Here is a 23,697-nt window from a genome sequence, read left to right on the forward strand (position 1 = left end):
AACTGGGCGCTTAGTCAGCAGCAGCGGGACTGGGGATTTCGCTCGGTCGCGTCGTGGCGCATGCGCCAGTAGTCCCGCTCGGACATCACGGGTTCGTCCGGATGGGTGCGTTCCCGATGGACGACGTAGCGCTGATAGTGGTTGTCGCCCATCAGTGAGCTGCAGTACCAACCGATCTGCCGGCCGAGTGTGGCAAGGCGTCCCATTGCTTTTGCACCTCCTTCTCGGCTGCGGTCGGGATCATGCCCGACGGTGCGAAGATCCGGGACGGTACCGGTTCATCCGCGCTGAGTGGGCGACCGCTGCCACGAATGGCCTTGAGCGCCACGATGACTCCGGCGGCGACCACGATGACCACCAGCACGGCGAACACGATCGACAGGGTGCCCTGGATGAACGTGTTGCGAATGACGGCGTCGAGTTGGCCCGCGTTCTTCGCCGCCCCGAATGCGGTCTTGCCGGCCTCCTTGGCATTGCTGTACTGGAAGTGCTGGGTCCAGTAGCCCACCTTCGGGTCGCCGGAGAAGATCTTCTGCCACGATGCGGTCATCGTGACGATCAGATCCCAGGTGAGTGGAAGCGCGGGAATCCAGGCCCATTTCAGCAAACCACGCTTGATGACGACGACGGTGACCACCGTCAACGCGATGGCAGCCAGTAGCTGGTTGGCGATGCCGAACAACGGGAACAGCGTGTTGATCCCGCCGAGTGGGTCGGTGACACCCATCAGCAGGATGCTGCCCCACGCGGCCACCACGATGATGCTGCACGCCCACGCACCCACGCGATAGCTCGGGTTGCGCAACTTCTTTAGTGGCCCACCGAGATTCGCTAGGCCGTCGGACAACATGAATCGCGCGACGCGAGTACCTGCGTCGACCGTGGTGAGGATGAACAGGGCCTCGAACATGATCGCGAAGTGGTACCAGAACGCCTTGAGTCCGGTGCCGCCGAAGACCTGGTGCAGCACCTCGGACATGCCGAACGCCAACGTCGGGGCGCCGCCGGTGCGAGACACGATCGACTCCTCGCCAACGCCCTCCGCCGCCGCGGTGATCTCCGCACCGGTGATCGGGGACCCGGACAGGCCGAGGCCGTTGACGTAGTCGGCCGCGGTCTGCGCGGTGGTGCCGGTCGAGGCGGTGGGCGCGTTCATCGTGAAGTAGAGGTGCTGATTGATGATCGCCGCGGTGATGAGCGCCATGATCGCGACGAAGGACTCCGTCAGCATGCCGCCGTAGCCGATCAGCCGCATCTGGCTTTCCTTCTCCAACAGCTTCGGAGTGGTACCCGAGGAGATCAGGGCGTGAAAGCCCGATAGGGCGCCGCAGGCGATGGTGATGAACAGGAACGGGAAGAGTGAGCCCGCGAAGACGGGACCGGTGCCGCTGGCCGCGAACGTCGAGATCGCCGGTGCCTCCATGACGGGGCGCGCGATCAGGATGCCGATGGCCAGCAGGACGATGGTGCCGACCTTCATGAACGTCGACAGATAGTCGCGCGGGGCGAGCAGCAGCCAGACCGGCAGCACCGAGGCGGCGAGGCCGTAGGCGATGATGCACCACGACAGGGTCACTTTCGAGAGGGTGAACCAGTCCGTGCCCCAGGCGGTTTCGGCCACCCAGCCGCCGGCCACCACGGCCAGTAGTAAGAGCGCCACGCCGATCAGCGAGACCTCCGAGACCCGGCCCGGTCGCAGGAATCTCAGATAGAGGCCCATGAAGAGGGCGATCGGGATGGTCATGGAGATGGAGAAGACGCCCCACGGGCTCTCGGCGAGTGCGTTGACGACGACGAGGGCCAGTACCGCCAGCAGGATCACCATGATCACCAGCACGCCGACGATCGCGGCGACGCCACCGACGGTGCCCAGTTCGTCGCGGGCCATCTGGCCGAGCGAGCGGCCACGTCGGCGGACCGAGATCGACAGCACCAGGTAGTCCTGCACGCAGCCGGCGAAGACCGCGCCGATGATGATCCAGATGGTGCCCGGCAGATAGCCCATTTGCATGGCGAGCACCGGACCGACGAGGGGGCCCGCGCCAGCGATCGCCGCGAAGTGGTGGCCGAACAGCACCCGCCGGTCGGTGGGCATGTAGTCGGTGGCGTTCTCGAACACCTCTGCCGGGGTGGCGTTGTCGTCGCGGGGGGTGACGATCTTCATCTCGATCAGGCGGGCGTAGAACCGGTAGCCGATGACGTACGTGCACACCGCAGCGATCACGAACCACACCGCACTGATCGTCTCTCCGCGGAAGAAGGCGATCACGGCCCAGGCGGTGGCCCCCAGCAGCGCGATGATCGCGAAGACGATCTTGTGCTTCGCGGTGATCGGTGACCTGTCGATGATCGCCACCGGCGGTAGATCGGCTTCGTTGCGGATGTAGGTGAGGTCGCCGTCGGTTTCTTCCAGACGAGCCGCGCCGGCGGGGATCGGGGGTGAGGCCATGGCCCGATCCTTCCATCGCGGACACGGCCGGTTGGCAGAAACGCCGCCATTCAGCGTCGCCGTCTCCACACGCCGTGGTTAGTGGTCCTCGTAGAAGGCCCGCACGGTGTCGATCGTGTCCGCTTCGGCGGGGCTCTTGTCGTCCCGGTATCGCAGCACCCTGGCGAATCGCAGCGCCATGCCGGCCGGGTAGCGGGTCGAGCCCTGCACCCCGTCGAAGGCGATCTCGACGACCTGCTCGGGCCGGACTCGCACCACGTAGCCGGCGGTGCCATCGACCGCCAGTTCGGTGAAGCGGTCGGTCTGCCAGTCGAGCATGGCGTCGGTCATGCCCTTGAACGTCTTGCCGAGCATCACGAATCCACCGGTAGCCGGATCGAGGGCGCCGAGGTGGATATTGGAGAGCTTGCCGGTGCGTCGCCCCGAGCCCCACTCGATCGCGAGGACCACCAGATCGAGCGTGTGGACCGGTTTGACCTTCAGCCAACCCGACCCCCGCTTGCCTGCCTCATACGGCGAAGTGAGCGACTTTGCCATCACGCCTTCATGCCCGGCGGCAAGGGTGGCGGCCAGGAACTGTTGCGCCGCTGCAGATTCCGAGGTCGTGAGGCTATCGACGCGATACTGCGGTCCGACGATCGACTGCAACGCTTCGGCCCGTTCGGTCGCCGGTGCATCCAGGAGGTCGACACCATCGAGGTGGAGAACGTCGAAGTAGAACACGGACAACGGCTGTGCGGCCCGCGCGGCCGAGATGTCGGCCTTGCGGCCGAACCGCGACGCCGTCACCTGGAACCGGTGTGGCCGCGCGTCGGGACGCAGCGCGATGGCTTCGGCATCGGCGATGAGCGTGGTGACCGGAAGGGAAAGTACGGCTTCCACCACTTCGGGCAGCCGCGCCGTGACGTCGTCGAGGCTGCGGGTGTAGATCGCGACCTCGTCGCCGCGGCGATGGATCTGAACCCGGGCACCATCGAGTTTGGCTTCGAAGATGGCTGTGCCGCCGAGCTTTTCGAGGGCGTCCTCCACCCCGGTCGCCGTTTGGGCGAGCATCGGACCCACCGGGCGGCCGACCTGGAGCGTGAACTGTGAGAGCGCGGCCCTGCCTTCGGTGAGGGCAGCTGCCGCGACGGCAGGCAAGTCGCCGCCCAGCATCGCGGCCCGACGCACCTGCGCCGCGGGAACGTCGGCCGACTTGGCGACCGCGTCGGCCATCACGCCGGCGAGGGCGCCCTGGCGCAGCTCGCCACCGAGCAGGCGTCGCAGGAACGTCTGCTCGGGCTCGGTGGATGCGGCGAACAGCGCGGTCAGCAACTCCGACCGTCGGAGCTGCGAACCCTTGCCCGACACGAGCCCGATCTCGGTGAACGTGGCGTGCACCCCCGCCACCGTCAGCGACGGCTCCGCGGCGGATGGCGGCAGTGACCGCAGAGCTGCCCAGCCGACGCCGATCTGCCGTTGCGGCAACTCACCGGAAAGCCAGGCGACCATGACGGCAATGAGTTCGGGATCGGCTTCCGTGGCGGCAACGGTCAGCAGATCGGCGATGCGACCGATCTTGCCCGAGCGCGCCGAGACGGCGCCAACCTCGGCGGACGCGATGGCGACGTCGACGAGCAGCACGTGGTCAGCCTGGCACGGAGGTCGGACATCCTTGCAACGTCATCCAAACAACGTCATCCAAACAACGTCATCCAAGCAACATCGCAGTCGACGGTCAGGAACCGCAGCCACACTCGCTGCTAGATCGTTCACCTCCCGGACCAGAAGGGCGACCGTGCTGACCTTGCCGGTGATTGGCACGATCACGTGGACGGGTTTCGAGCATCGCTGGCTATTTCTGTTCGCGCTGGTACCGCTGTGCCTTCTGGTGCTCTACGTTGCCGCGCAGATCCGTAGGCGACGGCGGGTCGAGCGGTTCGTCGGTGCCCAACCGTCGGCGCTCTCCGCGCCACTGCGCTGGCGACACGTCCCCATCGGCCTGACGCTCGTCGGGCTGATGCTGCTGACGGTCGCGCTGGCCGGACCGACGCGCGACGTCCGGATACCTCGCAACCGTGCCGTCATCATGCTCGTCGTCGACGTGTCCCAGTCGATGCGCGCCACCGATGTGCAGCCCAGCCGACTCGCCGCCGCGCAGCAGGCCGCCAAGCAGTTCGCCGGCCACCTGACGCCAGGGATCAATCTCGGCCTCGTCGCATTCGCAGGCAACGCCGACCTGCTGGTGGCGCCAAGTCCCGACCACCAGGCCACGATCACCGCCCTCGACAAACTTCAGACCGCCGACAAGACGGCGACGGGCGAGGCCATCTTCACCGCCCTGCAGTCCATCGCGACCGTCGGGGCTGTACTCAGCAGCGACGGCGACACGTCACCCCCGCCCGCGCGCATCGTGCTGCTGTCCGACGGCGACGAGAACGTGCCCGGCGACCCCGGCAACCCGCGAGGCGCCTACACCGCGGCCCGGTTCGCCAGGGACCAGGGGGTGCCGGTCTCGACGATCTCGTTCGGCACCCCTGGCGGATTCGTCGACTTGAACGACCAACGGCTGCCGGTACCCGTCGGTGGAGACACGATGGCCCAGATCGCCCAGCTTTCTGGCGGCCAGACCTACACCGCCGCCACCGTCGAACAGCTGAACCAGAGCTACGAATCGGTGCAGAAGCAGATCGGCTTCCAGGTGCTGCCTGGGCCGGCCAGCGAGGGCTGGCTGCGGATGGCGGTGTTCGTCGCGACCATCGGCGCCGCCCTCGCCCTGGCGATCAACCGGCGGCTCCCGACATGAGCCTGCCGTTCCTTGGCCCCATGGCACTCTCGGGCTTCGCCCACGCCTGGTACTTCCTGTACCTGCTGATCATCCTGGTGCTGGTCCTGGCATACGTCGTCGTCCAATTCAGCAGGCACCGTCGCGTGCTTCCGTTCGCCAACATGGACCTGCTGCAACGAATCGCGCCGCCGTCGGGCGATCGCCGGTGGCGACACGTCCCGGCGGTTCTACTCGTGCTCGCACTGGCGATGCTCGCGATCGCGCTGGCGGCGCCGACCCACGACGTCCGCGTCCCACGGAACCGGGCGGTGGTGATGTTGGTGATCGACGTGTCCGAGTCGATGGTCTCGACCGACGTCCCGCCCACCCGGTTGGCAGCCGCGAAGGAAGCGGGAAAGCAGTTCGCGGACGAGCTGACGCCGGGAATCAACCTGGGACTGGTCGCATTCGGTGGAAGCGCGACGCTGCTGGTGTCGCCGACGACCAACCGCGCGGCCATGACGGCAGCCATCGACGGTCTGCAGCCAGAAGAGCGCACTGCCACCGGAGAGGGCATCTTCACCGCGCTGCAGGCCATCGCCAGCGTTGGCGCGGTGATGGGCGGTGGCGACACCCCGGCCCCCGAACACATCGTGCTGGAATCCGATGGCGCAGAGACGGTCCCGCGAAATCCCGACGATCCCCGAGGGGCCTACACCGCGGCCCGCGCCGCCAAGGACCAAGGGGTTGCGATTTCGACGATCTCGTTTGGGACGCCTGGCGGCGTCGTCGACATCGGCGGGCAACAGGTTGCGGTGCCCGTCGACGATGCGACGCTGCACCAGATCACCGACATCTCCGGTGGTCAGACGTTCCACGCCGGCAATCTGGCCGAGTTGAAGCGGGCGTACTCGGCCCTGCAGCAGCAGATCGGCTTCGAGACCATTCGCGGCGACGCCAGCGAGGCATGGATCCGCCTTGGCGCGGTGCTGATGGCTGCGGCCGTACTGGTCTCGGTCCTCACCAACCGACGCGTTCCGGTCTGAGAAGGACTACTTCACGTCGAACGACACCGTGTGCCAGCCGGTCGCTCCGTCGGGTATGACGTCGGCCTGCTCGGAGGTCTGCACGGCGCCGGTGCCGTCGGTCGCACGTACCGCGATCTCGTGCGGGCCTGGCTGGTCGGCCCGCCACCCGAAACTCCACAGCCGCCAGGTGTCCTTGGAGAAGCTGGTGCCGAGTTGCGCCTGTTGCCACGGCCCGTCGTCGATCTTCACCTCGACCGCCTGGACGCCACGCTGCTGGGCCCACGCCACCCCGCCGAAGGTCACCGGCCCGCGGGGGATGACCTGACCGTTGCGGGGGACCTCGATCTTCGACTCGGTCTTGATGGGTCCGCGCGGCGACCACCCGAGGCGGGTCCAGTAGGCCTGCGCGCGGTCGAAACGGGTGAGCTCGACATCGACGACCCACTTGGTCGCCGAGACGTAGCCGTACAACCCGGGCACGACCAGGCGGGCGGGATACCCGTGTTCGGTGGGCAGCGGTGCGTCGTTCATCCCGATGGCCAAGAGCGAGTTGCGCTGGTCGGTGAGTGCCTCGACCGGCGTGCCCGCGGTGAATCCGTCGATCGACGTCGACATCGCCATGTCCGCGTCGGGGTGAATACCCGCCCCGGCCAACAGGTCTCGGACCCGGTAGCCCGTCCACTTGGCGTTCGAGACGAGGTCGCCGCCGACCGGATTGGAGACGCACGTCAGCGTCACGATCTGCTCGACGACCTCGAACTGCTGCAGGTCGTCGAACGTGAGCGTGACCTCGCGGTCGACCATGCCGTGAATCTTGAGACGCCAGTCCGCCCTGCTGAGCTGCGGCACGCTCAACGCGGTGTCGATCCGGTAGAAGTCGGCGTTGGGCGTGATGAACGGCGGAAGGGCCACCCCGGGGGGCTGGACCGACGGTGGCGGTAGCGGCGGCGCAGAGGTGCGCGCGGTAGGCAGGGTGAAGGCGGTACGGTCGCCGGCCACCGACGAGTTCAGCCGGTTCAGCACCGCGCCCGCGACGCCGGCGATGGCTCCCGCGCCGATGAAACCGAGCGTCACCAAGGACAGTCGTCGGCCCCGGTCGGGCGAGTCGGTCGACGACGGGTCCGCTGCCGGCGCGGCGTTGACGATGCGGCCGGAGACGAGCAGTCGCAGGACCAACACGCCGCACACGGTGCCGATCAGCGTTGGGAGGACGTCGATCGGCGTCGCGCCGGCCCGGCTGAGCACGGCAGCGCATCCGAGCGCTCCGGCCACCACGATCGCGATGCTGCCGACGGGTCGGTGACGTGTCTCGTACTGCGACGTCAGCGCGGCGATCACGCCGATGCCGACCAGTACGACGACCGTCAGGAACAACTTGTCGGACGTGCCGAACAGTTGGATCGCCCATTCCTTGACCGGCCCCGGCGTGAGGTCGATGACGGTCGAGCCGATGGCGGTTCTGGAGTCGGCGTGTGGGCCGAAGGGCACCGCGCTCAGCTGAGCGACGCCCAGCGCTACCGCCGCGGCGGCAAGGCCCGTCAGTCCACTCGGACGTGTTGCCGTTTGGGCCATGCCGCCAAGCTACCGACTACGTCACCCACGGGTATTACCGGAAAGTGACGTCGGATAGGTTGCTTTACAGTTTGGGCTCAATTTGGAAAGTACCCCAGCGAAAGGGAGTTACATGGAGATCTCGGGCAAGAAGGCGATCGTGGTGGGCGGTGCGTCCGGGTTCGGGCGGGCAACGGTCGAGTCGCTGATCGCCAAGGGCGCGAGCGTGGCGATCCTCGACCGGCCCCAGTCCGACGGTAAGGCGGTCGCTGCCGAGCTCGGCGCGGGCTTCCACGGGGTGGACGTCACCGACTTCAGCGGGACCGAAGAGGTGTTGCAGAAGGCCATCGATGAACTCGGTGGGCTGCACATCATCGTGACCACCGCGGGCGGCGGGATCGGCGAGCGCACCATCAAGAAGGACGGCCCGCACGATCTGGACTCCTTCCGGAAGACCATCGATCTCAACCTGGTGGGCAGCTTCAACATCAGCCGCCTCGCGGCGTTCCAAATGAGCAAGCAGGAGCCCGTTGACGACGACGCCGAGGAGCGCGGGGTCATCATCAACACCGCGTCGATCGCCGCGTTCGAGGGCCAGATCGGACAGGTCGCCTACACGGCGTCCAAGGCAGGGATCGCGGGCATGTGCCTGACGATGGCGCGCGATCTCGGCAGTCTGGGCATCCGCGTGCTGGCCATTGCGCCGAGCCTGTTCGCCACCGGCCTCACGAAGGGCATTCCCGACGAGTTCGCCAGCGCGCTCACCAAGGATGCGGCGTTCCCGAAGCGGCTCGGCAAGCCCGAGGAGTACGCCAAGCTGGTGACGGCGATCGTGGACAACCCCATGCTCAACGGTCAGTGCCTTCGCTTGGACGCCGGCCAGCGCTTCGCCCCCAAGTAGAGCTCCCCACGTAAGGTGATTTCGGCGCGCAAATCCGCGCTGGACGCGGATTTCCGCGCCGAAATCGCAGCGGGGAGGTCGAAATGGCTACCGTCGCAACTCAGATCATCGCCGCGCTGGCGCGAAGCGGCGTGCGACGGGTGTACGGGCTGCCCGGCGACAGCCTCAACGGATTCACCGACGCCATCCGCCGCTCTGCCGACGTCACGTGGCAACACGTCCGCCACGAGGAGACGGCAGCGTTCGCCGCGGCTGCCGATGCCGCGCTGACGGGCCAGTTGGCGGTCTGCGCAGGCAGCTGTGGACCGGGCAACCTGCACCTCATCAACGGGCTCTTCGACGCGCAGCGCTCTCGCGTGCCGGTGCTGGCCATCGCCGCACACATCCCGCGCAGCGAGATCGGCTCGGAGTACTTCCAGGAGACCCACCCGCAGGACCTCTTCAGCGAATGCAGCGTCTACTGCGAGCTCGTCAGCACACCGCAGATGGCGCCACGCATCATCGAGATGGCCATGCGCGCTGCGATCGAGGAGAACGGCGTCGCCGTGGTCGTCGTCCCCGGCGAGATCTTCCTATCGCCCGCGGAAGAATCCGGCTGGCTTGCCAAGCCGATTCTGCCGACCCGCTCCGTGGTGCGACCGGACGACGAGAGCCTGCGCCGCGCGGCCGAGATCCTCAATGCCGGCGAGCGAGTCACCATCCTCGGCGGTGCGGGTGTGCAGGGCGCCCACGACGAACTCGTCCGCCTGGCGAGCACGCTCAACGCTCCCGTCGTCCACGCCCTGCGGGGCAAGGAGTTCATCGAGTACGACAACCCATACGACGTCGGCATGACCGGCCTGCTCGGGTTCGCCTCGGGTTACAAGGCCATCAAGGAGGCCGACACCCTGCTGATGCTGGGCACCGACTTTCCGTATCAGCAGTTCTATCCGGACAAGGCCCGCATCGTGCAGGTCGACGTCCGCGGCCGAAACCTGGGCCGCCGCACGCCAATCGACCTCGGGCTGGTCGGGACAGTCGCAGACACGGTGGCGGCGCTGCAACCACTGCTGATGCAGAAGCCGTCACGCGAGCACCTCGACCGGTCGTTGCGGCACTACGCGAAGACGCGCAAGTCGATGGACAAGTTGGCGGTCAACGACCGAAACCGCACCCCGATTCGACCGGAATACGTTGCGGCACTGGCTGATCAGTTGGCATCGGACGATGCCTTGTTCACCGTGGACGTCGGCTCTCCGGTGGTGTGGGCGGCCAGATACCTCCGCATGAACGGTAAGCGCAGGCTCGTCGGCTCGTTCAACCACGGCACCATGGCGTGCGCGCTGCCCCACGCCATCGGCGCGCAGACGGCATTCCCTGGCAGACAGGTGGTCGCGTTCGCCGGCGACGGCGGACTGACCATGCTGTTCGGTGAGCTCATCACGCTGTTGCAGAACCGGCTGCCGGTGAAGGTGATCGTCTTCAACAACTCGTCGCTGAACTTCGTCGAGCTCGAGATGAAGGCGGCCGGCATCGTCAACTTCGGCACGGAACTCGTCAACCCCGACTTTGCCGCCGTGGGCCGCGCGATGGGTGCCTTCGGGCGCCGGGTCGAGCATCCCGGCGAGCTGGAGCAGGCGCTCACCGACGCGTTCGCTCACGACGGACCCGCAATCGTGGACGTCGTCACCGCCCGTCAAGAGCTATCCATCCCGCCCGCGATCAGCGCCGAACAAGCGAAGGGCTTCTCGCTCTACGCGATCCGGACCATCATGGCCGGGCGTGCCGACGAGTTGCTCGACTTGGTCACCACCAATGTGTCGCGACGGATTTTGGACTAAACACTCAGCAAAACTTTCGCAAACTGACAGCTGCCGCTATGGTTTGCCCATGTTCAAGATCACGTTGGCGATGTTTGCTGCCGTCATGCTGGTCGCCGGGTGCGGCGGCGGGGTCAAGCCCGAGATTCCCAGCCCCACGGCGAAGAAGCCCGACACGAGCAACATCAAGATCGAAGGCGACCCGTCCACCCCGGTGAACAAGCTCGCCATCGAGGCCATCGCCGATCTGCAAAGCTTCTGGGCGGACCAGTTCCCGAAGCTCTACAACGAGGACTACAAGCCGGTCGAAGGTGGGCTGTACGCGCTGACCCCGGACTCGGAGTCGGGCCCCGCCTGCGCGTCGAGTTACGACGACGTCGCAGGCAACGCCTTCTACTGCAAGCTCGATGACTCCGTGGCGTGGGACTCCACCGGTCTGCTGCCCGAACTTCAAAAGAAGTACGGCGACTTCGTCATTCCGATCGTGCTCGCGCACGAGTGGGGACACGCCATGCAGCAGCGGTCGGGCTTCTTCGACCAGAACGAATTGACCGTCAGCTCGGAACTGCAGGCCGACTGCTTCGCCGGGGGTTGGTCGAAGCATGCCCAGGACGAGAAGGTCTTCGACGTCAACAGCGCCGACCTCGACAAGGCCCTCGCAGGCATCCTCGATCTACGCGACAGCCCGGGAACCAACGTCCAGGATCCGTCGGCGCATGGCAGCGGCTTCGACCGCGTCAGCGCCTTCCAGGACGGCTACGACAACGGCGTCGAAAAGTGCAAGGAGTACAAGGACGGCGATCCGATCGTCCTCGAACTTCCCTTCAACGACGCCGCAGACGAGGCCACCGGTGGCGAGGCACCGTATGACTCGATCGCCAACGGAGTTCCGTACGACCTCGAGGATTACTGGAGCCAGGTCTACCCCGAACTGACCGAAGGCGAGGCTTGGAAGCCCTTGGCGCCGCAGCAGCCGTTCGATCCGTCGAGCCCGCCGGAATGTGGTGGCCAGTCGGCCAAGGGGTACGCGCTGTTCTATTGCGTGCCAGAGGATTACGTCGGATGGGACAATGCGGACGCGATGCCGGCGATCTACGCCCAGGGTGGGGACTATGCCTTCGCGACCCTGCTCGCCACCCAGTGGGGGCTCGCCGTGCTCAACCGGCTTGGCGACGACTCCGACGAGAAGACCTCCACCGCGCGCGGTGACTGCCTGGCGGGCGCGTACACGGCCAGCGTCATCCTCTACAACCGCAAGGCCACCAGTAGCTTCCACATCTCGCCAGGCGATCTCGACGAGGGCATCAAGGCGCTACTGCTGTTCCGCGGCGACGGCGACGTCGATCGGCAGGGAGCGGGCTTCGACCGCACCCGCGCGTTCCGCGAGGGCGTCATCGACGGGGCCCAGGCCTGTCTCTCGTACACCACGTAGTTCAGGCCGGCCGCGGCACGGCGGCCTTGGCGCCCTGACCGATCCACGCCGGGATGGCGCGGCGGACGTCGGCTGGGCCTGACACGGCCGCGCTGCCGTCGAGCAGTGCGTGCGCCCAGTCGACGTCACCGCGCCAGATCCGAGTGAGCGTCAACAAGGTGGTCTGCACCGTGCCGCTGACCTCGTAGCCGGGGTCGAAGTCGCAGACATCGGCGTGACCGTCGACCACGACCAGCCACCACCGGGATGCCTTGACCGCCACGCCGCCGAGCTGAAAGGCGATGGTGGTGCGCGAGTGCGGCCACTGGTCGATCGGGACGGTCCGGCGGATGTCCCACATCAGCAGGTGCGGGTCGAGGTCGGCCTCACCCAACTCGCCGACCCAGCGCACGCCCCACCGGCCCAGCGCATCGACGACCTCGCCGAGTTCCTGGCCGCACTGGGTCAGCGCATAGGTGGTGCGTCCGTCGACCTCGGTGCGTTCCACCACCCCAGCGCGGGTGAGTGACTTCAATCGCTTCGACAGCAGCGCGGGCGACATCTTCGGCACCCCGCGCCTCAGATCGTTGAAATGACGACTTCCCAACAGCATTTCGCGCACGACGAGCAGTGTCCATCGCTCGTCGAGAAGCTCCATCGCCTTCGACATCGGACAGAACTGGCCATATCCGGACACGTCGCCACCTCCCGTAGTGCCATGAAACCAGTGGCGGTACAGATCTGTAACTAGATCGCCCACATCCTCCGCGCGAGGATGACGGCACTGGACATGGAGGAAAGTCATGAATGGCGTCGTGCAAGACCGTGAACTCGAAGCCAAGCACCGTGCGCTGTGGGCGTTTGGCGATTATCGGACGATCGCCGACCACCTGGTCGCCCCACTGGGGCCGACGCTGGTGGCGCAGACCGGCGTCGGCTCCGGTGACCGTGTGCTCGACGTGGCGGCGGGGACGGGCAACGCCGCGATCGCCGCCGCAGCGGCGGGGGCGACGGTCATCGCGAGCGACCTGTGCCCACGGCTTCTCGAAGAGGGTCGCGCCATCGCCGCGCAGCGGGGGATCGAACTCGACTGGCAAGAGGCGAACGCCGAGGCGCTGCCGTTCGACGACGACTCGTTCGACGCGGTGCTGTCGTGCATCGGCGTGATGTTTGCGCCCCACCACCAACAGGCCGCGGACGAATTGCTCAGGGTGTGTCGGCCCGGAGGGACGATCGGGCTACTCAGCTGGACGCCTGCGGGTTTCATCGGCAGGCTGTTCGCCACCATGAAGCCGTACGTGGCTGCGCCGCAGGCCGGTGTGTCGTCACCGCCGCTGTGGGGAAGCGAAGACCACGTCCTCGCGCTGCTCGGTGATCGCGTCACCGACGTCCGGTCGGCGAGGGAAGCCCTGCCCGTCGACCTCTTCGCCGACGGTGCGCAGTTTCGGGAGTACTTCAAGGCGAACTACGGGCCGACGATCGCGGCGTACAGCGGACTCGGCGACGACAAGGGTCGGATGGAGGCACTGGACGCCGACATCGCCGGCCTCGCAGACGATGCGCTAGGCGAGTCGTCGTCGATGGAGTGGGAGTACCTCTTGGTGGTCGCCAGCAAGCGGTGAGTTCTGGCTCACACTTGGCGTCGACTTTCTTCGATGGGAATTCGGTGAGCGATTGCGGAGTTCGACTAATCAATCGCATCACCCGAAGAAGTCGACCGAGGAGCAGGCCCGATGTCCGTTCAGTTGAAGACCAACGCACTGCTGGCGGGCATGGCCACCGGCGGGCTGATCGCCGCAGGCTTGATCAGCCTCGGTACCCCTACCGCATCGGCGGCCTCCGGCTGCTCCGCCGTGGAAGTGGTGTTCGCCCGTGGCACCGCAGAGCCGGCTGGACTTGGCCGCGAGGGACAGGCCTTCGTCGATGCGCTCAAGGGCGATCTCAAGGGCAAGACCGTCAGCACGTACGCGGTGAACTACCCCGCGTCCTACGACTTCATGCAGGCCACCGCCGGCGCCAAGGACGCCAGTGCCCACGTCCAGGCCACCGCGGCGGCCTGCCCGGGAACCAAGATCGTCCTCGGCGGCTACTCGCAGGGTGCCGCCGTGATCGACGGGATAACCGGTGACCCGGCGGCGTTGTTCGGCTTGGGCCAGCCAATGGCGCCCGAAGTGGCGAATCACGTTGCCGCCGTTGCCGTCCTCGGTAATCCGCTGAATCGCTTCGGTGGTTCGCTGACCGCGCTGAGCCCGCTGTACGGAGCCAAGACCATCGACCTGTGCAACGGCGCCGACCCCGTGTGCTCGGCAGGCGACGACCGCCCCGCACACAGCCAATACGTCGAGGCCGGACTGGTCAGCCAGGCAGCGGCGTTCGCCGCTGACCGGATCAAGGCCGACATCGCCTCTGCTGCCTAGGCTTCGATGGCTCCGATGGCCTTGGCGGCCAACGTGAGTCGTCGTCCGATGGACGCGACCTGGGCCGTGGTCTGGGGCGCCAGTGGGTGGACGGCGAGAATCAGTGCGACGCTGCCGAACTCGTCGAAGACGGGTGCGGCGACGGTCGCCACCGGTCGCGCGCCGAGGGCCGCCTCGTCGTCGGTGAAGCCGACCATCGTCTCGACCAGAAGCTGATCCATGATCTGGCGGACGTGCGCAGGCATGCCGTCGCTCTGCAGAGCGCCGACCAGCTGGGCGGTCTGGGCCAGGGCGGGCGTCGTCAGGTCGACGTCGTAGCCACGCTCGCGGGTGCGGGTGAGGGACTCCGCGAGGTTTGCGGCGAGCGCGGGATTGGACGCCGCGGTGCGCTGAATCCAGGCCTGCTGACCGTCGGGGCTGTCCCACGCCGCGAAGGCGACCCCGAATGGCGGTGCGTACGGAATGCGTTCGCCGGGATAGCCACCCGCGTCGGACGGATCTCCGCCCTCGTAGGCGGTGATCATCAGGGAGTCGGCGTGCCGTTCGAGCACCGAGGCCCGATAACCGAGCTCGGCCGACAATTCGATCGCGGCCTCTCTGGCGTCGTGAGCCAGCGAGCGCGTCAGGTCTGCGCGGCCCGCGACCACCGCCAGCGCGGGCCCGAGCGAGAAGGTCTTGTCTCGCGGGTCCCTGCTGACCCAGCCGCGATCCCACAGCGTCTTCAGGATGGCGTGCACGGTGGCCTGAGTCAGATCGAGTTCTCTTGCCACGTCCGAAAACCGGAGACGCTCTCGACCGGGACGGGCGAGCAGCTCCACGACGTCGAGAACGCGTTCGGTCGGGGCCGACGTCGAACCTCTCATCCTTGACTCCTCGCCCACACCTGGCTTACCGTCTGGCAGCAATATCGATATCTCGACAGTCTTTATCGAATATTCGAGAAATGCAACGAAGGCGGGTTGAAATGCGTGCGGTCGTCCTGCGAAACGGCGAGCTGGCGGTCCGCCAGACGCCCGACCCGGTGCCCGGCGACGGCGAGTTGCTGTTGAAGACGCTCAGTACCGCCATCTGTGCGTCGGACGTGCACTTCATGGACCATCCCGAATTGGCGATCGACGACCCCACCGGGCGTTCCCTGTACGACCCGGATTGCGACATCGTCCTCGGGCACGAGTTCGTCGGCGAAGTCATCGGGTACGGGCCCGGCTGCACCGAGGAGATCCCGCTCGGCAGCCGAGCCACGTCGATCCCGATCCGATTGGTCAACCGGGGTGCCAACGGCTCGCGAATCATCGGCCAGCATCCAGAGGCGCAGGGGAGCTTCGGCGAATTGGTAGTGGTCGCCGAGGCGCTGGCCAAGCCCGTCGCGGGCGATGTCTCCAGCGATGCCGTCGCACTGGTCGATGCCTTCGCCGTCGGTGAGTTCTACGTCCGATCCGCGAACCTCGCGGCCGGCGAGATCCCGGTCGTGATCGGGGCCGGGGCGATCGGACTCTCGGCGGTCGCCGCACTGGCCGGCCGAGGCGTCGAGCCAATCATCGTGTCGGACTTCAAGGCTGACCGTAGGAACCTCGCAAGGCACTTCGGCGCCCACATCCTGGTCGACTCCGGTGAGAGCTCGCCGGTCGACGTGTGGCGCGAAGTCCGCGCCGAACGCAACCTCTGGGGGCCGTGCGTGATCTTCGAATGCGTTGGCGCCACTGGGTTGATTCAGCGGATCGTCGAGTCGGCCGACATGGGGACCCGAATCTACTGTGCGGGTGGCTGGTACACCGGCGACACCCTGGACATCACCACCGCGACCCGGCAGGGCGTCACCATCCAGTTCGGCGGCGGCCCGATGCCCCAGGACTGGTACGGCACGCTCGACGCCATTGCCGTTGGCCGCCTGGACCCGCTGCCGAGCGTCGGTCAGATCATCGACCTCGATGGCGTGCCCGACGCGCTCGATCGAGCCCGCAGATCCGACGGACCGCCGCGGATCGTCGTCCACCCGAATGGAGCGCTCTGATGACCGAACGCGAAGACCGCCAAGACATCTCCGATGTTCTGCTGCGGTATGCCACCGGCATCGACCGTCGTGACTGGACGTTGTTCCGGACGGCGTTCGTCGACGACTGCGAATTGGACTACGGCGAGATCGGCGCGTGGCACGGCATCGACGCCGTCACCGACTTCATGGAGACCTCGCATGCGGCAGCGGGCCACACGATGCACCGGCTGACGAACCAGGTCATCGCGGTCGACGGCGACAGAGCGCAGGCGCGCACCTACGTGGACGGCCTGATCATGTTCGGCGATGGCAACTCCGGCGTCAACGCCGTCGGGTTCTACGACGACGACGTGATACGCACCGCGATCGGATGGCGGATCGCCCGCCGTCGTTTCACTCCGGTGCGCGTCACCACGGTGGGGGACGGGTCATGACCTTCGCCGAGAAGTACGGACCGTGGGCGGTCGTCGCAGGCGCGTCGGACGGGGTTGGCTCGGCAATCGCGGAGGGGCTCGCAGAGCGCGGCGTGAACGTCGTGTTGCTGGCCCGTCGCCAAGCGGTACTCGATGAGGTCGCCGCTGGCATCGAGTTCAGAACCGGTGCCCAGACCCGAACGCTGGCAGTCGATCTCGCAGAGAAGCACGCGGCCGCGACGATCGCTGCCGCTACCTCGGACCTCGACGTCGGCTTCTTCGTCCATTGCGCGGGCGCCGACCCCGACTTTCAACCGTTCCTGGCCAACCCGGTGTCCGCGGCCGAGGCGATGATCCAGCGCAACTGCACCACGCTCGTCCAACTGTGTCACCAGTACGCGCCCGCGATGGTCGAGCGGGGCAGCGGCGGCATCGTCGTGTTCGGGTCGGGTGCCGGCTTCGTCGGCGCGCCGAACATGGTGGCCTATGCCGCCACGAAGGCGTTCGACATGGTGTTCGCCGAGGCCCTCTGGAGTGAACTCCACGACAAAGGCGTCGACGTCCTCGGCCTGATTCTGGGCAAGACCGACACCCCCGCCCTCCGCCGTCTCGAGCGGGGGCTTGGGACGACGACGGAAGACGCGCCACCGGTAGACTCCGCGACGGTCGAGGAGGTGGTCGCCGAAGCATTCGACAACCTGAGCAATGGACCGACCCGCCTGGTCGGCGAAACCATGCGCGCTGGCATGCAGATGCTGACCTCGTTGCCGCGCAACGACGCGGTTGCGCTGATGATCGCGGCCAGTGCCGCTTCGATGGGGCCCGGAACAACCTGAGAGGCAACGACTTCGGTGGAACCGCCAGCGGCCCGCCGATCGGGGCGCGACGATGTCAGCCATGGCCGATGACCCGACCCCGACCCCGACCCTGACCGACGCCGACATCGACGCGCTTGGGATCTGGGTCCGCGAAACGGGACTCGGGTCACAGGTGACCGATGTGGAAGCCCTGACTGGCGGCAGCCAGAACATCGTGGTGCGCCTGCGGATCGACGGTCGGCCGATGGTGCTGCGTCGCCCACCGCAGCACCCGCGGCCGAACAGCGACAAGACGATGCTCCGCGAAATCGCGGTCTTGACGACTCTGGCGGGCACCCCGGTACCGCATCCGGGTTTCATCGCGGGCTGTGCCGATCTCGACGTCCTTGGCGTGGTGTTCTACCTGATGGAGGAGGTCGACGGCTTCAACCCGGGCAACGAGATGGCGCAGGCCTATGTCGACGATTCCGCCATCCGACACGACGTCGGATTGGCCTACGCCGCCAGCCTGGCTCAACTCGGCAGCGTGGAATGGGAAGGGAGCCCGCTTGCGGCGATTCGGCGGCCTGGATCCTTTCTGGCACGCCAGGTTCCGCAGTTCCTGGCCCTACTCGAAAGCTATCGGCACGAGGCCTACGACCCGCGGTCACTGCCAGAAGTGGCGCAGTTGGCGACGTGGCTCGAGGACAACCGGCCCGAGGACGGCGAGCCCGGCATCATGCACGGTGACGCCCACCTCAACAACGTGCTGTTGCGCCGCGACAGACCTGAGGTAGCGGCCTTCATCGACTGGGAGATGTGCACGATCGGGGATCCGCTTCTGGACCTCGGCTGGATGATGGTGTGCTGGCCGTCGGACCCCAACACCATCGATGCAGGCTCGGAGTTGGCGGCCCTTGGCAGCCTCGCGAACCGCGGCGAGCTATTCGACGCGTACACCGCAGCCGGCGGTCGACGGACGTCGCGCCTCGACTGGTTCAAGGCACTGGCCTGCTTCAAACTCGGCATCGTCATCGAAGGCACCTGGTCGCGCCACCTGGCCGGCCAAGCCAGCGCCGACGCCGGTCAGCGGCTGCACGCGTCGGCGACGTCGCTGATCGAGCTGGGCACCCGGGTGACCAAGGGCGAGGACCCGTTCGTCTAGCGGTAGGTGTCAACGCCGAGTTTCACGGCAAGGGCAAGGCCTGCGACGGCGATCAGTAGCCGAAGCGGCGTGGCAGGCGCACGCCGGACTATCGACGGCCCGAGTCGCGAGCCGAGCAGGCAGCCTGCGCCGAGCGGGACGACGGCCAGCCAATGGATCGGCGCGAACACGATGAAGATGAGCGCCGCGGTGCCGTTCGCGACACCGAGTATGACGTTCTTGGTGGCGTTGGCATGGGCGAGGGAGTCGCTGCCGGTGCGGAGGAACAGGGCGAGCATCAGGACCCCTGCCGCGGCACCGAAGAAGCCGCCGTACACACAGATTGCGAGGATGGCAAGGGTTTCCAACAGGATCAGGGCGGTGCTGCGAGGGATGCCCGCGACGCGATCCCGCTGAGGCAGTGCGATCAGCACCGCCGACGCCGCGAGGAGGACCGGCACGACGTTCTCGAACCCCTCGGCCGGGATCGCCAACAACAGTGCAGCGCCCGCCGCGCCGCCGACCACCGCCGCTGGAATCAATCTCTTCATCGTCGAGCGCTGGCCGCTCAATTCGGGCAGCGACGCCGACACCGACCCGACGGCGTTGAACACCAGGGCGACGGTGTTGGTGACGTTCGCGGCCACCGGAGGCAGCCCAATCAGCAGCAGTGCGGGGTAGGTGGTGAGTGACGCCAACCCGGCGATGCTGCCGCACAGTCCGCCGCCGATCCCCGCGGCGAAGAGGAGCGCCGCATGCCACCAACTCACACTGACCACGAACTCTTGGGCGCCATCGGCGATGAACCCTAGTGGAGCCACGGACATTCAATTGGGTTGCGTCCCCCGCAGCGCGGCGTCTAACATCGCGTTCGTGCCGAAGCGACTCGTAGTAGCAACCCGCAGCGGGGTCTGATCCAGACCGACCCCTCGCTGTGGGTCGTTGCTACACCGTCGGTCAATTCCTCCTTCCAGGGAAGACCGGCACGTGTACTCCACCTCTTCGACACCATCCGCCGTTGTCGCAGCCCCTTCGTTCGCGCTGCAGTTCAACGGACCGCTACCTCGGGAGCTGCGCGAGGAGGCCCACACGATGTCAAAACAGGCATTCCACGACAGGTACTCGCCGTCCTCTGGCCCGCTCCGGCTCGGGCATTGGCAGTGCACCGACGCCTACCGGCCCGCCACCCTGCTGGGTCCGCAGGCGCGCAATTACCAGGCCACGATCGCCGTGGGTGACCGCATCGGCACGTCCACCGCGGCGGCAAGCGGTCCCGTCGCCGCGCTGACCGCGATGCTCCACGACCGGGGCATCGCCGTCGAGATATCGGCGTTTCATCAACGCAGCGCCGACGGGTGCACGGCGACGTTCATCCGAGGTACCGACGGTGTCCGCGACGAATGGGCGATGGGCTGGTCGGACGACGCCACGCAGTCGGCGCTGCGCGCGGTGGTGGCCTGCGCGAACCGGTTGCGCGCGTAGACATTCGTCGCCCATGCCGACCACCACGTCGACGGGGCGTCCTGAAAGTTGACGTATCTACCTACTAGAAGGTAGGTTCATGATCATGACGACCGGCGCGAGCACCGAGGACGAAATCATTCGGTGCGCCAGGACACTCCTGATCGAGGGCGGCTACAACGGCTTCAGCTACGCCGACATCGCCGAAACCGTCGGTATCCGCAAGGCGAGCATTCATTACTACTTTCCGACCAAGGTCGCGCTGGTCCGAACTCTGGTGGCGCGTTATCGGGACGAGGCGGAAGCAGGTTTCGCCGAGCTGACCCGGCGCAACCCCGACCCGATGGACCAGCTCCGTGCCTATGTCGGGTTCTGGGCTGACTGCATTCACGACGGGACCGTCACCTTCTGCCTGTGCGCGTTGCTCGCCACCCAGATCCCCGTCCTGCCCGACGAGGTCGTAGTGGAGGTGAAGGCCTACTTCCAGGTGCTGTCCACGTGGCTGACCACTGTCCTCGAGAGTGGTTGCGAGCAGGGCCGATTCACCCTTTCCGACCCGGCGGCACTGGAAGCGGACAAGTTCATGGCCGCAGTCCACGGCGCCATGCTGTCGGCTCGCGCATACGGCGACCCGAAGATATTCGGCTTGATCACCGAGCCCTTGCTCGAAGGCCTGGCGGCCCGCAACTGAGCTGGCCGCATCACCTCCGACAACCTATGAAAGGCAAGAAATGACTGAAGGACTGCTGGAAGAACGCACGATTGGTGACGGGAGAAGCTGGCTCAAGACCTACTACTTCGCGCGGGCCGCGTTCTCGATCGTCTGGGTGATCGTGGCATTCGCCCTGGCCGCCGACACAACCGTCCTGGCTGGCGCACTGCTGATCGTCTACCCGGCGTGGGACGCTCTCGCCAATGTCGTTGACGCGCAACGCAATGGCGGATTGAGGGTCAATCCGACCCAATCACTCAACGCGATCGTCAGCATTCTGACTGCCGTGGCGGTGGTGGTGGCGCTCGGAATGAGCATGTTCGCCGTCCTCGGCGTATTCGGAGTCTGGGCCACCCTCTCGGGTCTCTTCCAACTCGCCACGGGCCTGCGCCGCTGGCGAAGTGTCGGTGCCCAGTGGGCGATGGTGCTCAGCGGAGCCCAGTCCGCCGTCGTCGGCGTTACGTTCCTCGTCAAGGCCAGTGGGTCGGTAGAACCCGGCGTCGTCGACGTCGCCCCGTATGCGGCTTTCGGCGCCTTCTACTTCCTCGTATCGGCGCTGTGGCTGGCCTATTCCGGTCGTCGTCGCGGACCGGCGTAGCCGCCGCAGCCCTGCCGCCTCAGCGCAGCGGACGCAGGGTGATCGGCATGCCGTCCATCGGCACCGGCATGCCGCCGTAGTCCCACTCCGCCTTGCGACCGGGATGCGCCAGCTCCAGCCGGTACTTGCGCAGCAGCCGGTGCATGATCACCTTCACCTCGAGCTGGCCGAACATCATGCCGATGCACTTGTGCGAACCGCCGCCGAAGGGCGTGAACGCATACCGGTGCTTCTTGTGCTCGCTGCGCGGCTCGGCGAACCGGTCCGGATCGAACTTCATCGGGTCCGTCCAGAACTCCGGGAGCCGGTGATTCAGGCCCGGATAGGCGATCACATTGGTGCCCGCGGGGATGTGATAGCCGAGCAGGTCCGTGTCGCGGACCGCTCGTCGCATGGCCCACTGCACGGGCGTGACCAACCGGATCGACTCGTTCATGACGAGGTCGAGAGCCTCCAGCTTCTCCAGCGACTCGATGTCCACCGGGCCGTCACCAAGGCGGTCGGACTCGTCGCGGCAGCGGTCTTGCCACTCCGGGTTCTCCGCCAGGTAGTAGGCCATCGTGGTGGCCGTGGACGTCGAGGTGTCGTGCGCGGCCATCATCAGGAAGATCATGTGGTTGACGATGTCGGCGTCGGAGAACTTGTTGCCGTCGTCGTCCTCGGTCTGGCACAACACGGTGAGCAAGTCGTTGCCCTCGGCGCCACGGCGTTCGCGCACCCGCGCCTCGAAGTAGTTCTCCAGCAGCTTGCGGGCCTGCAGCCCGCGCCACCAGGTGAACGGCGGGACGCCGGTACGGATGATCGCGTTGCCCGCGCGAACCGTCGTGGTGAAGGCGTTGTTGACCTTGGTGACCAACTCGGGGTCGGTGCCCGGCTCGTGGCCCATGAAGACCATCGAGGCGATGTCGAGGGTCATCTGCTTCATGGCGGGGTACAGCAGGAACCGGGGATCGTTGGCGACCCAGTCATTCGCGATGACCTTCGACACCACCGTGTCCACCTGCTCGGTGTAACCGACCAACCGGGTGCGGACGAAGGCCTCCTGCATGATTCGCCGGTGGAACATGTGCTCGTCGAAGTCCAGGAGCATGAGGCCGCGGTGGAAGAACGGTCCGATGACCGGGGTCCAACCCTGCTGGGAGAAGTCCTTGTTGCGGTTGCTGTAGATCGCCTGAGCCGCATCGGGTCCCAGCGCCGTCACAGCGGGCAGCACCGGCGAATCGGCGTAGTAGACGGGCCCCTTCGTCTTGTACAGGTGCATCAGGTATTCGGGGCCGCCACGGAACATCTCCACCATGTGGCCGATGATCGGTAGACCGGCATCGCCCATCACGGGTTTGAGGCCGCTGCCTGCCGGAGGCTCGGCCAGTACCTTCTCGGGGAAGTCGGTGCGCAGCAGCTTGCGCTCGACTGCCGCCATGCCGGGGAAGTTGTTGATCGACGGCGTGAATCGCCGCTTCGCCTGGTCGAGCAAATACTCCGGGGTGCTGATGGTCGCCATTGGGAAGCTCCTGGGCCGGGGACGTAAGTGGTCGAAATCACTCGCTACGCCCATCCTGTAGGCCACACTTGACGCATGTCAAGTTTTGATCTGGCGTGGCGTCGATGCAAAGGTTGTCGGTGATGAGCGCCGAATCCGTACCCAGCGAGGGCCGCCGCAGTCGTGGCGACCGGCAGCGTGACGCGATCGTCGCCGCCGTGCGCGACCTACTGGAGGTCAAGGCCTTCTCCGATCTGTCCGTGAGCATGATCAGCGAGCGTGCCGGCGTCGCCCGGTCGGGGTTCTACTTCTACTTCGACTCCAAGTACGCCGTACTGGCCGTCGTCGTCGCCGACGCGATGGCCGAACTCGACAAGCTGACCCACGACTTCGCTCCGCGTGAACCGGGCGAGACGCCCTCGGAGTTCGCCAAGCGCATGGTGGGAAGCGCGGCGGCGGTCTTCTCGCACAACGATCCGATCATGAAGGCCTGCACGCTGGCGCAGAACACCGACGCGCAGCTTCGGGACATGATGAACGACTTCTCCGACACGGTGATCGACAAGATCGTCGGGCTGATCGGCCAGGACGCTGGTGCACGGCCGATCTCCGACGATCTGACTGCCCTCGTTCGCACGCTCACCGCGACGACGGCGCTGACGCTGTCCAACGACAGCGCTTTCGTGGGCCGCAACGACGACTCCGCGCGCGCCGTCGAGGTGCTCGAGCGGCTGTGGATGTCCGCGCTGTGGGGCGGCGGGAACGTCTCCGGCGCCTGAGCCGGTCGGTAGGGTCAC

At 66.7% G+C, this 23,697-nt stretch carries 23 protein-coding genes; 15 read left to right on the forward strand and 8 right to left on the reverse strand.

What is annotated here, in order from left to right; all coding sequences use genetic code 11:
* Positions 1 to 14: 14 nt before the first annotated feature.
* From QOD90_RS10920 to QOD90_RS10930, 3 genes are all read right to left on the reverse strand, one after another.
* The gene (locus QOD90_RS10920; RefSeq protein ID WP_526349489.1) at positions 15 to 152 is read right to left on the reverse strand and encodes a CstA-like transporter-associated (seleno)protein; all 138 of its coding nucleotides are present in this window, start codon (positions 150 to 152) and stop codon (positions 15 to 17) included.
* Positions 152 to 2,449, reverse strand: coding sequence for a carbon starvation CstA family protein (locus tag QOD90_RS10925; RefSeq protein ID WP_526349491.1), 2,298 nt, complete (start codon positions 2,447 to 2,449; stop codon positions 152 to 154). Before QOD90_RS10925 ends, QOD90_RS10920 begins: the two co-directional genes overlap by 1 nt.
* A 78-nt stretch (positions 2,450 to 2,527) precedes the next feature.
* Complete coding sequence (locus QOD90_RS10930) at positions 2,528 to 4,072, reverse strand: ATP-dependent DNA ligase (protein ID WP_526349493.1); 1,545 nt, start codon at positions 4,070 to 4,072, stop codon at positions 2,528 to 2,530.
* Between the two features lie 157 nt (positions 4,073 to 4,229).
* Between QOD90_RS10930 and QOD90_RS10935 the strand changes: the two genes are divergently transcribed.
* Both QOD90_RS10935 and QOD90_RS10940 read left to right on the forward strand, forming a co-directional pair.
* Positions 4,230 to 5,234, forward strand: coding sequence for a vWA domain-containing protein (locus QOD90_RS10935; protein WP_526349551.1), 1,005 nt, complete (start codon positions 4,230 to 4,232; stop codon positions 5,232 to 5,234).
* Positions 5,231 to 6,241 carry a vWA domain-containing protein gene (locus QOD90_RS10940; RefSeq protein WP_526349495.1) on the forward strand — a complete coding sequence of 337 codons (1,011 nt, stop codon included), beginning with the start codon at positions 5,231 to 5,233 and terminating at the stop codon, positions 6,239 to 6,241. The genes QOD90_RS10935 and QOD90_RS10940 overlap by 4 nt, the downstream gene beginning before the upstream one ends.
* A gap of 6 nt (positions 6,242 to 6,247) precedes the next feature.
* Here QOD90_RS10940 and QOD90_RS10945 read toward each other — a convergent pair whose 3' ends face one another.
* Positions 6,248 to 7,795: a molybdopterin-dependent oxidoreductase gene (locus QOD90_RS10945; protein WP_526349497.1), complete on the reverse strand. Its 1,548-nt coding sequence runs from the start codon at positions 7,793 to 7,795 to the stop codon at positions 6,248 to 6,250.
* Between the two features lie 112 nt (positions 7,796 to 7,907).
* Here QOD90_RS10945 and QOD90_RS10950 point away from each other — a divergent pair, with 112 nt between their 5' ends.
* The 3 genes from QOD90_RS10950 (at position 7,908) to QOD90_RS10960 (ending at position 11,906) form a co-directional block, all read left to right on the forward strand.
* Positions 7,908 to 8,675, forward strand: a complete 768-nt coding sequence (locus QOD90_RS10950; protein ID WP_526349499.1) for an SDR family NAD(P)-dependent oxidoreductase — start codon at positions 7,908 to 7,910, stop codon at positions 8,673 to 8,675.
* A gap of 83 nt (positions 8,676 to 8,758) precedes the next feature.
* Positions 8,759 to 10,495 (forward strand): ubiquinone-dependent pyruvate dehydrogenase, encoded by a 1,737-nt coding sequence (gene poxB / locus QOD90_RS10955; protein WP_526349500.1) that lies wholly within the window; start codon positions 8,759 to 8,761, stop codon positions 10,493 to 10,495.
* Positions 10,496 to 10,544: 49 nt separating this feature from the next.
* Positions 10,545 to 11,906, forward strand: a complete 1,362-nt coding sequence (locus tag QOD90_RS10960; RefSeq protein WP_526349501.1) for a neutral zinc metallopeptidase — start codon at positions 10,545 to 10,547, stop codon at positions 11,904 to 11,906.
* 1 nt (position 11,907) lies between these two features.
* On the opposite strand, the gene QOD90_RS10965 is transcribed toward QOD90_RS10960, so the two are convergent.
* Positions 11,908 to 12,582 (reverse strand): winged helix-turn-helix transcriptional regulator, encoded by a 675-nt coding sequence (locus QOD90_RS10965; RefSeq protein WP_526349503.1) that lies wholly within the window; start codon positions 12,580 to 12,582, stop codon positions 11,908 to 11,910.
* A 106-nt stretch (positions 12,583 to 12,688) separates the two neighbouring features.
* On the opposite strand from QOD90_RS10965, the gene QOD90_RS10970 reads away from it, so the two are divergent.
* Together QOD90_RS10970 and QOD90_RS10975 are read left to right on the forward strand one after the other, a co-directional pair.
* Positions 12,689 to 13,507, forward strand: coding sequence for a methyltransferase domain-containing protein (locus QOD90_RS10970; RefSeq protein ID WP_526349505.1), 819 nt, complete (start codon positions 12,689 to 12,691; stop codon positions 13,505 to 13,507).
* A gap of 111 nt (positions 13,508 to 13,618) precedes the next feature.
* On the forward strand, positions 13,619 to 14,302 hold the full coding sequence (locus QOD90_RS10975) for a cutinase family protein (protein WP_526349507.1): 684 nt from the start codon (positions 13,619 to 13,621) through the stop codon (positions 14,300 to 14,302).
* Here QOD90_RS10975 and QOD90_RS10980 read toward each other — a convergent pair.
* Positions 14,299 to 15,165: a helix-turn-helix domain-containing protein gene (locus QOD90_RS10980; RefSeq protein ID WP_526349509.1), complete on the reverse strand. Its 867-nt coding sequence runs from the start codon at positions 15,163 to 15,165 to the stop codon at positions 14,299 to 14,301. The two genes, QOD90_RS10975 and QOD90_RS10980, sit on opposite strands and share 4 nt — an antisense overlap.
* Positions 15,166 to 15,266: 101 nt before the next feature.
* Here QOD90_RS10980 and QOD90_RS10985 point away from each other — a divergent pair, with 101 nt between their 5' ends.
* The 4 genes from QOD90_RS10985 to QOD90_RS11000 all read left to right on the forward strand — a co-directional run bounded on the left by QOD90_RS10985 (position 15,267) and on the right by QOD90_RS11000 (position 18,670).
* Entirely contained in the window at positions 15,267 to 16,313 is a 1,047-nt protein-coding gene (locus QOD90_RS10985) for a zinc-binding dehydrogenase (protein WP_526349511.1), read from the forward strand.
* Positions 16,313 to 16,729 carry a nuclear transport factor 2 family protein gene (locus QOD90_RS10990; protein WP_526349513.1) on the forward strand — a complete coding sequence of 139 codons (417 nt, stop codon included), beginning with the start codon at positions 16,313 to 16,315 and terminating at the stop codon, positions 16,727 to 16,729. The genes QOD90_RS10985 and QOD90_RS10990 overlap by 1 nt, the downstream gene beginning before the upstream one ends.
* Positions 16,726 to 17,544 (forward strand): SDR family NAD(P)-dependent oxidoreductase, encoded by an 819-nt coding sequence (locus QOD90_RS10995; RefSeq protein WP_526349515.1) that lies wholly within the window; start codon positions 16,726 to 16,728, stop codon positions 17,542 to 17,544. The genes QOD90_RS10990 and QOD90_RS10995 overlap by 4 nt, the downstream gene beginning before the upstream one ends.
* A gap of 61 nt (positions 17,545 to 17,605) precedes the next feature.
* Entirely contained in the window at positions 17,606 to 18,670 is a 1,065-nt protein-coding gene (locus QOD90_RS11000; protein WP_526349517.1) for a phosphotransferase family protein, read from the forward strand.
* Here the strand turns inward: QOD90_RS11000 and QOD90_RS11005 are convergent.
* On the reverse strand, positions 18,667 to 19,476 hold the full coding sequence (locus QOD90_RS11005) for a sulfite exporter TauE/SafE family protein (protein ID WP_526349519.1): 810 nt from the start codon (positions 19,474 to 19,476) through the stop codon (positions 18,667 to 18,669). The two genes, QOD90_RS11000 and QOD90_RS11005, sit on opposite strands and share 4 nt — an antisense overlap.
* 160 nt (positions 19,477 to 19,636) lie before the next feature.
* Here QOD90_RS11005 and QOD90_RS11010 point away from each other — a divergent pair, with 160 nt between their 5' ends.
* From QOD90_RS11010 to QOD90_RS11020, 3 genes are all read left to right on the forward strand, one after another.
* The gene (locus tag QOD90_RS11010) at positions 19,637 to 20,131 is read left to right on the forward strand and encodes a homocitrate synthase (protein WP_526349521.1); all 495 of its coding nucleotides are present in this window, start codon (positions 19,637 to 19,639) and stop codon (positions 20,129 to 20,131) included.
* 85 nt (positions 20,132 to 20,216) lie between these two features.
* Positions 20,217 to 20,801, forward strand: a complete 585-nt coding sequence (locus QOD90_RS11015) for a TetR/AcrR family transcriptional regulator (RefSeq protein WP_526349523.1) — start codon at positions 20,217 to 20,219, stop codon at positions 20,799 to 20,801.
* Positions 20,802 to 20,841: 40 nt separating this feature from the next.
* Entirely contained in the window at positions 20,842 to 21,420 is a 579-nt protein-coding gene (locus QOD90_RS11020; protein ID WP_526349525.1) for a DUF308 domain-containing protein, read from the forward strand.
* Between the two features lie 19 nt (positions 21,421 to 21,439).
* On the opposite strand, the gene QOD90_RS11025 is transcribed toward QOD90_RS11020, so the two are convergent.
* On the reverse strand, positions 21,440 to 22,921 hold the full coding sequence (locus tag QOD90_RS11025; RefSeq protein ID WP_526349527.1) for a cytochrome P450: 1,482 nt from the start codon (positions 22,919 to 22,921) through the stop codon (positions 21,440 to 21,442).
* A gap of 122 nt (positions 22,922 to 23,043) precedes the next feature.
* On the opposite strand from QOD90_RS11025, the gene QOD90_RS11030 reads away from it, so the two are divergent.
* The gene (locus QOD90_RS11030) at positions 23,044 to 23,679 is read left to right on the forward strand and encodes a TetR/AcrR family transcriptional regulator (protein ID WP_526349529.1); all 636 of its coding nucleotides are present in this window, start codon (positions 23,044 to 23,046) and stop codon (positions 23,677 to 23,679) included.
* Positions 23,680 to 23,697 lie beyond the last annotated feature (18 nt).

Source organism: Mycobacterium sp., assembly GCF_032161845.1.
GTDB lineage: Bacteria > Actinomycetota > Actinomycetes > Mycobacteriales > Mycobacteriaceae > Mycobacterium.